Genomic DNA, 9,387 nt, shown 5'->3' with positions numbered 1-9,387 from the left:
CCACGTATCCTCGATCCGGTGCGGATCCTTCCCGATCAGCAACTGCGCCACATGCTCCTTCAAATACGCGGCAACAGCCAACTCCCGGCCGTTCAACGTGGCATCACCAATACCCGTCACACCATCCTCAGTCGTGATCCGAAGGGTCACAAAATTCCGGGACGGACTGGTAACAAACACATCGGCGGCAACGATTTTCATGGGACTAACTGTTCCTTCCGGAAGTTAAAAGCTGGATTCAGGTACGTGCAGGGGTCTCGGCCGGGGTCGTCTTGAAGGATCCGCACAGTCGGGCAACAAGGGCGACGACGTCGGGGTCGTCCGCGAGGGCAGCGCTGACCAGGCGAAGCAACCCCTGCACCCGTTCGGTTCCCTCAAGCGCCACAGCTGCCTGGATTTCGGCGGCGAGCGGATCCTGGAAGTCGCTTCCCGCGGTGACGTAGTCAATCCAGGCGGCAAGCATCAACGCGCTGCCTGCGCCACGGCGGCCATCGGCCCGTTCCGCTGTCATCACGGGCACCGCGCGCATGCGCAGCTTGGTGGTGGCATCGGCCGCGATCTGGGCGAGCCGGTGGGCGATGCGTGCGTTTCCGAAGCGTTCCAGCAGGGCCTGGCGGTATGTCGGGATGTCCAGCCCTTCCCCCTGAAGGTGGCGCGCTGCCTCGTCCCAGAAGTCCTCCACGGCTTTCCGGCAGAGGGGGTCCGCCAGGGCGTCGGCCACGGTGGCGTGCCCGCGGAGCTGTCCCGCGTAGGCCAGGATGGAGTGCGAGCCGTTGAGGAGCCACAGCTTCCGGTTCTCGTAGGGTTCGATGTCACTGACCACGACGGCGCCGGCCTCCTCCCAGCGCGGACGCCCGGCCGGGAAGTCCCCGCTGAGCACCCAGTTCCGGAATGGTTCAGCCACCACCGGCGAATTGTCGCTGTAACCGCATTGCTCTGCCACCTCTGCGATGTCCGCTTCGGTGGTCCGCGGCGTAATCCTGTCCACGGAAGTGCTGACAAAGCTGACGTTCGCTTCGATCCACCCAGCCAACCCGGAACCCCACCCGGATGCCAGTCCCAGGACTGCGCGGCGGGCAACGTCACCGTTGGCGGACAGGTTGTCGCAGCTGACGACGGCGAGTGGGCCGGCGCCGCTGTCCCGGCGCCTGGCGAGGGCCAGCACCAGGCGCCCCAGCGGCGTGCCGGGCACTCCTGCCTCCCCGGACGCTGCTGCCGACAGCGCCCGGAGGTCATCCGCCGCACCTGGAGCGCCGGCGTCGAACGTTCCATCCGCGGCCAGCCCGTAGGCAGCCTCGGTGATCGTCAGCGTGACGATTGCCGTTTCCTTCGCCGCGACCAGCTCGCAAAGCCGTGCAATGTTGGCCCCGTCCACCGCCTCCACGATGCTGCCGATGACTTCGAAACTGTCGCCGCCGGCCGACCGCTCCACCAGCGTGTAAAGGCAGTCCTGGCGGGACAACGCTGCCGCGGCGTCGGGGCGGCGGCCCGTGAACGCCGCGATCCCCCACTCCGCAGCGTCCGGGGCGTGCTGGGTGTACCAGGCCTGGTGGGAGCGGTGGAATGCCCCCAGCCCAAGGTGCACGATGCGCACCGGGGGTTTGGGCAGCGGCTTCAGGCTGCGGTTGAGTGCAGGCGGCGCGGCGTTCACAGCTTGAACACCCGCCGGGGAGACGCGTCCACGATGTCCACGATCAGTTCATGCGCCCGTTCCTCCGTGACCCGGTGCTCAGCAACCAGCCTGGCCAGGAAGGATGCCTCGATCCGCCGGGCGGTGTCATGCCGGGCCGGGATGGAGCAGAACGCACGGGTGTCGTCGATGAAGCCCGAGGACCGCGAGAAGCCGGCCGTCTCCGTCACCGCTGACCGGAAGCGCAGCATCGCATCCGGGGCATCGAGGAACCACCACGGCGCGCCCAGGTACACCGATGGGTAGAAGCCCGCCAGCGGGGCCAACTCCCGGGAGAAGACCGTCTCATCAAGGGTGAACAGCACCAGGTGGAAGTCCTTGGCCGTGCCGAAGTCCTGCAGCAGCGGGCGCACCGCCTCCGTGTAATTGACCGCCACCGGAATGTCATGGCCGGTGTCCGCGCCAAAGGCCTCGAACGTGGGCGAATGGTGGTTGCGGAACGAGCCGGGGTGGATAGTCATCACCAGGCCGTCTTCCACCGACATCCGGGCCATCTGGTAGATCATGTGCGCTTCGAAGGCGTCCCGGTCCGCAGGACTGGCCTGGCCGGCCCGGCCACGCTCGAAAAGCGGCTCCGCCTCGCCGTCGTCCAATTTCAGCGTGGCGGGCGTGAAGACGCCGTGGTCGGCGGACACCGCGCCGCGCTCCACGAAGTGGCGCCGGCGCGCTTCGAGGGCCTTGATGTAGCCGGCGTAGCCGGAAGCGCCCTCCCCAGCCGTGTCGATGAGGCGGTCCACGTTGTCCCGCCACGCCGGATGCGCCATGTTCAGGTACTGGTCCGGCCGGAAGGTGGGCAGCACCCTTGCGGCAAATGAGGGGTCGGCGTGCAGGGCCGCGTGGCTGTCCAGCGAGTCCAATGGGTCATCGGTGGTGGCGAGCACCTCGATGTTGAATTCCTTGAACAGTTCCCGCGGCCGGAAGCCCGGCTCCGACAGCTTGGCCTGCAGCGCGTCGTACAGCCGGTCCGCATTGTCCGCGGACGGTTCCTCCGGCAGCCCAAACACGTGGGCAAACTCCTGCCGGATCCAATACCCGGACGCGGTTCCCTCGAAGTCCGGCCACGCCTCGCAGAAATGGCGCCACACCTGCCGTGAATCGGCAGGCTGGCTGCCCATGCCCAGCTGGTCCATGGGCACCCCGCCCGCGTGGATCAGGCGGGTGACGTAGTGGTCCGGCGTGACCAGCAGCGCCGCCGGGTCAGGGAAGGGGGTGTTCTGTTCGATGATTGCCGCGTCCACGTGTCCGTGCGGGGAAATGATCGGCAGTCCTTCCACCTTCTTGAAGAGGGACCGTGCGATGTCCCGGACGCCGGGATCGGCAGGCAGCAGCCGGTCCGGGTGGTCCGCTATGGGCTGGCCCATGCTCAACGCCTTCCTGCCGGGACGGAGAGCCCCGCCAGGGCCGCGGTGGAACGAAGGTAGTCCAGGTTGTCAGCCGTCCGCTCGGCCAACGGAAGGTCGGTGGAGAAATCCTCCACCGTCACCCACCCGTCATAGCCAAAGGCCGCGAGTGCCTTGAAGTACTGCAGCACGCTGCCCTGGCCCGAGCGGAGTGGAGCCCACTCGTTCCGGAAGACGGCCGCGCCGGACTCATCGGTTTCGCCGCTGTTGACCCAGACCGCGTTCTTCACGTGGACATGGGCCAGGTAGTCGCCCAGGAGCTCGAACGCCGGCAGGTAGTCCTCCTGCCCTTCGATGAGCAGGTTGCCGAGGTCGTGGATGACACCCACGTGCCGCGGATCCAGTCCGTCCAGCAGCCGCAGCGCTGACGACGCGGAAGCGGTGATGGTCCGGTGGTGCAGCTCAACGAGTGCCTTCACACCATGGTGTTCAGCCCGTTCGGCGATCCATTCAAAATCACGGCGGGCTCCGGCAAAGAGCTCCGGGTAGGGCGTACCACTGGCCGGTTCGTTTCCCCAGGCCGCAGTTCCCAATGGAAGCGTTGTTACCCGGACCTGGCCGGCGCCCAGCCTGGCTGTGGCTGCCAGCATCCGGTCCACGTCGGCGTGGTTGTCGCACCGTGCGTACCCGCCGATTCCGGAGAACTGCAGTCCCGCGCTGCCGGTGATGGCCGCGATCCGCTCCAGGTGGTCCTCCATTCCCGTGAGCGGGACCGTGGCCCTGTTGCCGGCCCAGAAGCCTGGTTCCGCCGCGTCGGCCTGATCGGTGATGCGCCATTCGACGCCGTCCCAGCCCTGGTCCGCGAGGTGCTGGACAGCCTCTTCGGGCTCCCATTCCGGGGTGGATGCGGTAAATACTGAAAACTTCATGGCTCAGGCGCTTTCTGCCGCGGTGCCGGTGCGGACTTCGAGGTCGTTGTACTTGCCCGCCAGCACATCGTCGAAGAGGACGGGCTGGCCCAGGGTGGCCGACACGTACACGGCCCGCACCGCTGCGAGCGCGTTGACGGCGTCGCTGACCGTGACGCCGGGCTGCCTTCCGCCGGCAATGGCGGCCAGGATGTCCCGGTACTGCCGGACGTGTCCGGCGGGATAGGTGGTGGGATCCGCGGCCTTGTAGTCCTCCTCCGGGTACTTGGCCAGTTCCTCCTCCGCCTGGTTGCCCCCGCCCTGGAGGCCCATGTCCGCGGATTCGCCGCCGGCGTCCTTGCTGTGGAAATACTGCAGGCGGTCGTTATCCACTACGGCTGATCCTTCGGATCCCATGAGCTGCACGCGGACGGTCAGGCCGGGGTAGGCGGCAGTGGTGGCGTGCAGCACGGCCAGGCCCCCGTTTTCGAAGGTGATGGTCGCTACCGCAGTGTCCTCCACCTCGATCCGTTCGTGGGCCAGCCTGGCGGTGTGGGCGTGGAACTCCACGGGGCGTCCCATGAACCACAGCAGCAGGTCCACGGTGTGGACGCCCTGGTTCATGAGGGCGCCGCCGCCGTCCATGGACCAGGTGCCGCGCCAGTCACCGGAGTCGTAATAGCCCTGGCTGCGCCACCACGCGACGGATGCGATGGCAGAGGTCAGCCGGCCGAAGCGGCCCTTTGCCACGGCCTCAGCAACGGCAACACTGGACTGGTCGAACCGGTGCTGGCTGATAACGGAGGCCACGACCCCGTTGCCCGCGGCTTCCTTCGCCGCGGCTTCGATTTCCTGGGCCCGCGTGAGGTCCACGTCCAGTGGTTTTTCAATGACCACGTGCTTGCCGGCGGCCAGGACTTCCAGGCCCTGCTGGATGTGCAGGCCGCTGGGCGTTGCCAGGGCAACCAGGTCGATGTCCTCCGCCGCGAAGGCGTCCGCCAGCGTGGTGAACTGCTGGGGCCGCTGCCCGCCCTGCTGCTCGATAAAGTCGGCGAGCGCTTCGGATGCCGCCGGAATGGCGTCGACGAGGGCAACAATCCGGGCTTCCGGGAAGGACTGGAGGGCTACGGCGTGGGTGCGCCCAATGACGCCGCATCCGGTGATGGCTACGTTCAAGGTGCTCATGCGGTCTGGACTCCTGCTTCTGCGGTGACTTTTGCGAAGGCGCGTGCTGCGATGCCGAAGGCGGTGGGCCCGGAGAAGCCGCCCAGGCCGTGCGCACCTGCCAGGTGGGGTTCCAGGGAGGCGAAGCCTTCGTAGCCGTCGGCCTTGAGTGCTTCGACGGTGCGGAGCACATCGCCGTCCCCTTCCCCGGCAGGAACAACGTGGCCGTTGGCGAAGAGGGCGTCCTTGACCTGCAGGTACTCCAGGTGCGGGCGCAGCTTGGCGTAGCCCTCGTCGAAGGGTTTGACGCCCACCTGGACAAAGTTCGCGGCGTCCCAGGCGACCTTCAGGGCCGGCGAGTCCACGGTCTCGATGATATCCAGGACCCGGTCCGGAACATCCCCGAAAATGTCTTTTTCGTTCTCGTGCAGGAGGATAACGCCGCCTTCTTCGGCAACGTCGGCGAGTGCCCGCATGCGTTCCATGACGGCGTCGCGGATGCTGTCCACCTGCACCGATTCGCCGTAGTAGAAGGAGAAAATGCGGATGTACCTGGCGTACAGGACCTTGGCAGCGTTGACAGCCCGGCGGAGCCGCTCCACCTCGTGCTCCACAGGCAGGCTGACATCCACCTTTCCGATGGGGGAAGCGATGGCTGAAACCTTCATGTCCTTTTCGGCGAGCAGTGCGGCTAGTGCCTGCAGCTGCTCATCGCTGAGGTCCACGATGTTGGTGCCCCACGCGCTGCGGACTTCGATGTGGTTGGCGCCCAGCGCCTGCAGCACTGCGATCTGGACCGCGGGGTCGTCGTCGATCTCGTCGCCAAAGCCTGACAGCTGCCAGGTGACCTGGTTGGTCGAAACCATGGTTATTTAACTCCTCCGGCGGTCAGCCCGCCTACTAGGTAACGCTGGAAAATCAGGTAGAGAATGACCACCGGTGCGGCGCACACCAGGGCCGCCGCCATCATCTGGCCGTAGTAGGGAATGGCGCCGCCTTCCTGGGAGGCACCAAAGATCTGGAGTGCGACGGCGGCGGTCTGGCTTTCGGGGCGCGTCATCACCGAGGCGAACAGGACGTCATTCCAGCCGAGCAGGAAGGCGAAGATGCCGGAGACGACGATGCCGGGCCAGCTCAGCGGGAGGATGATCCGGAAGAGGACCCCCAGGTTGGAGGCGCCGTCGATCCGGGCTGCCTCTTCCAGTTCCTTGGGAAGCCCGCGGAGGTAGGTGACCATCACCCAGGTGGAGAACGGCATGGCGAAGGTCAGGTAGGTGACGAACAGTCCCCACTGGGTTCCGATCACCTGGATCCCGAGGTAGGTGGAAGCCGAGGAAAACAGGACGAAGACCGGCAGCACCATCAGGGTTCCGGGCACCGACTGGAGGGCCAGCAGGCCCCGGAGGATGGTCAGGCGCCCTCGGAAGGTGTAGCGGACCAGGACGAACGCTGTGGATACGGACAAGGCCGCCGACACCACAGCGGTGGCTCCGGCCACCAGGACGCTGTTGGCCAAACCGGTGGCAAGGCCCACGCTGGTCCAGATCTTCGAGTAGTTCTCGAACGTGACCGTTGATGGCCAGAACTCGCCGTTGGCCACCCCGATGTCCGAGTTCACGGAGGCCAGGAAGATGTACAGGACCGGAACCAGGACCAGGGCGCCCAGGAACACCAGGACGAAAATCAGCAGCGGGGTCGGGAGCAGCCGCAGCACCTCGTGCTGCCGGTGCGAGCCCGGACGGTCAACGTGGTCGGTGGCCGGCCTCTGCCGTGTGGCTGTGGTGGCGCTCATTTCTTGCCTCCTGGTGTTTCGGCGTCGTCAAGCTTGACGGCACGCAGGTAGACGAACAGCGGGATGGCGATGAGCACCAGGGAGATGAAGGCCATCGCGGCGCTCAGGCCAAACCGGAAGCTCTGGAAGCTCGTGACGTACGTCAGGATGGGGAGGACTTCGACGTCGGCGGGGGCCGGGACGCCGAAGAGCACGAACGGGAGGGTGAAGTTGTTGATGTGGTGCAGCATCCCGATCAGGAAGGCCAGCGACAGCGGGCCCTTGAGGTAGGGGAAAACCACGTACCGCAACTTGTTCCACCACAGTGCACCGTCCAGGGCCGAGGCCTCATGCACCTCATGGTCAACGGACTGCAGGCCGGACAGCGCCAGCAGGTAGATGAACGGCCAGGACGCCCAGATCTGGACCAGGACCAGCGTCCAGAAGGTCTGCGGCCCGTTGAGCCACAGCCCCACGTGGATCCCCACGGTGGCAAGGGCTTCATCAACGATTCCGCCGGGCTGGAGCATGGTCCGCCATACCGTTGCCACCACGAAGGACGGGAGGACATACGGGATAAGGAAGATGGAACGGATCACCGCCCGCCCCTTGAACGCGTTCTGCGTTGCCACTGCGGCGGCGATACCCAGGGGCAGTGTCACCACCATGGCCAGCAGCGAGTAGCTGACGCTGAGCCAGACGGCGTGGATCAGCGGCGAATCCGTGACCGCTTCAACGAAGTTCTCGGCTCCGATGAGCGGTGCGCTGATCCATTTCCGCAGGGTGTACTGGTCCAGGTTGAGCACGGACATGTAGATGCCCAGCAGCAGCGGGACCACGATGATGATGATCATCAGGGCTCCGCCCGGGATCAGCATCCAGAGCGGGCGGTTCCGTTCACTCAGGCCCTTGCGGCGCGGACCGCCCTTGTGCCCGGGCTGCTGCCCGGCGTCGTCGGTGTTCCGGGGCGCCCGGCCTGCGGCGGTATCCGCCGCAAGCCGGACTTCATGGGAGGCGTCGGTTGACATCAGAACCTATCCTTTGGAGGCCCGGTCCAGGGAAGCCTGGCCCTTGTTCTGGGCGTCCTTGATCCTTTGGTCCAGGGCTGATTCGTCCACCTTGCCTGCGGCAAGATCGGGGACGGACTGGACAGTGACGTTGAGGAGTCCCAGCTGGATGTCGCCCCAGGCACCGGTGAACGGCGTGGCCTTGGACTTGGCGGCGGCGTCGGCCAGCGGCTTGAGCTTGGGGTCTGTCAGGCTGGCCAGGGCCTCGGCGTTGGCAGGCAGGTCGCCGAAGGTCTTCTGGTAGTTCAGCTGCTCGTCCTTGGAGGTGATCAGCTTGATGTAGGCGAAGGCCAAATCCTTCTGCTTCGAGTAGTCAGCCACCACCAGGTTGTCGCCCGAGAGGATGCTGGCCGCGTCGCCGTCGGACTTGGACTGCGTTTCACCCGGCGCAACGGTGGGCATCAGCGTGTACTCGTACTTCCCGGCAACCGCCGACTTGTCGAGCGTGGGGATGGAGCTGGAGGTTGTCATCATCAGGTAGCCGGCCTTGCCGCTGGCAAAGGCAGCCACGGCGTTGCTGTTGCTCCAGCCGACCGATGCAGGGTCGACAACCTTGTCCTGGGTGAGCCAACCGAAGTAGGTCTCGTAGGCCTTCTTGACGGTGGGGTCGTCCATCTTCAGCTTGTTGCCGTCAACCAGCGGGTTGCCGGCCTGGACGGACATGGCCCAGATGAACTTCCAGGGATCGTAGTTGTCCTTGTAGCCAGTGGCGATGCCGTAGGTGTCCCCCTTGGTCATCTTCTTGGCCTGGGCTGCGAGCTCGTCCCACGTGGTGGCGGGCTTGTCGATGCCGGCTGCGGCCAGCAGGTCTTTGTTGTAGGCCATCACGAACGGTCGGCTCACGAAGGGGATGCCGGCCTGATGGTCCTTGTCCGGCCCGGAAATCCCGAGGGCGGCCTGGTTGAATCGGTCCTTGCCACCCACTGCTTTCCAGTCGTCATCGGAAAGGGTCACGAACGCCTTGGTGGCGTATGCCGTGGGGGTGAACGTTGTGCCAAGGCCATAAATGTCAGGTCCCTGGCCTGATACCACCGAGGTCTGGATGCGGGTGAGCTCGTCGTTGGCCGAGGCGAAGGTTTCGAATTTCACGTCCGCCCCGGTCTCGGCCTTGTACTTGGCGGCGATATCGCTCTGCCACTGCTTCTGCTGTTCGGGGTACTGGCTCAGGACGCCGACCAGGACGTTCAGGGTCTTGCCCGTACCATCCACTTTCCCGTTCGCGTTGGTTGATCCTCCGCTGCTGCCGGAGCCTCCGGATCCACAACCGGTCAGGGCGAGTGCTGCAGCCGTGACAATTGCCGCGAGCCCAGTAGTCGATTTAAACCTCATTGTTTTTCTCCTCTAGGACACCCGCATGGCCACATCCGTCCTGTGGCGGAGATCACTGCAGGCGACTCGAGAGTCAGTCTAGGAAGATGGCAACGCGCATGGCAAGCGGTTGCCAAAA

The 9,387-nt window shown here is 65.7% G+C and carries 8 protein-coding genes and 1 pseudogene; all 9 read right to left on the bottom strand.

What is annotated here, in order from left to right; genetic code table 11:
- Positions 1-201 (bottom strand): annotated as a pseudogene (locus AB0280_RS14580) (bifunctional D-altronate/D-mannonate dehydratase); the annotation flags it as partial.
- A 37-nt stretch (positions 202-238) separates the two neighbouring features.
- Positions 239-1,651 carry a mannitol dehydrogenase family protein gene (locus AB0280_RS14575; RefSeq protein WP_366367656.1) on the bottom strand — a complete coding sequence of 471 codons (1,413 nt, stop codon included), beginning with the start codon at positions 1,649-1,651 and terminating at the stop codon, positions 239-241.
- Complete coding sequence (gene uxaC / locus AB0280_RS14570) at positions 1,648-3,051, bottom strand: glucuronate isomerase (protein ID WP_366367654.1); 1,404 nt, start codon at positions 3,049-3,051, stop codon at positions 1,648-1,650. Before uxaC ends, AB0280_RS14575 begins: the two co-directional genes overlap by 4 nt.
- Before the next feature lie 2 nt (positions 3,052-3,053).
- Complete coding sequence (locus AB0280_RS14565) at positions 3,054-3,959, bottom strand: sugar phosphate isomerase/epimerase family protein (RefSeq protein ID WP_307487938.1); 906 nt, start codon at positions 3,957-3,959, stop codon at positions 3,054-3,056.
- A gap of 3 nt (positions 3,960-3,962) precedes the next feature.
- The gene (locus AB0280_RS14560; protein WP_307487936.1) at positions 3,963-5,123 is read right to left on the bottom strand and encodes a Gfo/Idh/MocA family protein; all 1,161 of its coding nucleotides are present in this window, start codon (positions 5,121-5,123) and stop codon (positions 3,963-3,965) included.
- Positions 5,120-5,968: a sugar phosphate isomerase/epimerase family protein gene (locus AB0280_RS14555; protein ID WP_307487934.1), complete on the bottom strand. Its 849-nt coding sequence runs from the start codon at positions 5,966-5,968 to the stop codon at positions 5,120-5,122. Before AB0280_RS14555 ends, AB0280_RS14560 begins: the two co-directional genes overlap by 4 nt.
- A 2-nt stretch (positions 5,969-5,970) precedes the next feature.
- Positions 5,971-6,894 (bottom strand): carbohydrate ABC transporter permease, encoded by a 924-nt coding sequence (locus AB0280_RS14550; protein ID WP_366367652.1) that lies wholly within the window; start codon positions 6,892-6,894, stop codon positions 5,971-5,973.
- Positions 6,891-7,901, bottom strand: a complete 1,011-nt coding sequence (locus AB0280_RS14545; RefSeq protein WP_159633016.1) for a carbohydrate ABC transporter permease — start codon at positions 7,899-7,901, stop codon at positions 6,891-6,893. The genes AB0280_RS14550 and AB0280_RS14545 overlap by 4 nt, the downstream gene beginning before the upstream one ends.
- 6 nt (positions 7,902-7,907) lie before the next feature.
- Complete coding sequence (locus AB0280_RS14540; protein ID WP_366367650.1) at positions 7,908-9,269, bottom strand: ABC transporter substrate-binding protein; 1,362 nt, start codon at positions 9,267-9,269, stop codon at positions 7,908-7,910.
- Between the last annotated feature and the right edge of the window lie 118 nt (positions 9,270-9,387).

Origin of the sequence: Pseudarthrobacter sp. 902506025 (genome assembly GCF_040702325.1) — a bacterium.
Classification (GTDB): domain Bacteria; phylum Actinomycetota; class Actinomycetes; order Actinomycetales; family Micrococcaceae; genus Arthrobacter.
The sequence above is the reverse complement of the archived record's forward strand: the minus strand, read 5'-3'. Positions and strand labels throughout refer to the sequence as shown.

Bases quoted from the DNA above. Each gene is read 5' to 3' on its own strand.
- AB0280_RS14540 (WP_366367650.1), bottom strand. From the start codon at position 9,269: ATGAGGTTTAAATCGACTACTGGGCTCGCGGCAATTGTCACGGCTGCA.
- AB0280_RS14555 (WP_307487934.1), bottom strand. From the start codon at position 5,968: ATGGTTTCGACCAACCAGGTCACCTGGCAGCTGTCAGGCTTTGGCGAC.
- AB0280_RS14550 (WP_366367652.1), bottom strand. From the start codon at position 6,894: ATGAGCGCCACCACAGCCACACGGCAGAGGCCGGCCACCGACCACGTT.
- AB0280_RS14565 (WP_307487938.1), bottom strand. From the start codon at position 3,959: ATGAAGTTTTCAGTATTTACCGCATCCACCCCGGAATGGGAGCCCGAA.
- AB0280_RS14545 (WP_159633016.1), bottom strand. From the start codon at position 7,901: ATGTCAACCGACGCCTCCCATGAAGTCCGGCTTGCGGCGGATACCGCC.
- uxaC (WP_366367654.1), bottom strand. From the start codon at position 3,051: ATGGGCCAGCCCATAGCGGACCACCCGGACCGGCTGCTGCCTGCCGAT.
- AB0280_RS14560 (WP_307487936.1), bottom strand. From the start codon at position 5,123: ATGAGCACCTTGAACGTAGCCATCACCGGATGCGGCGTCATTGGGCGC.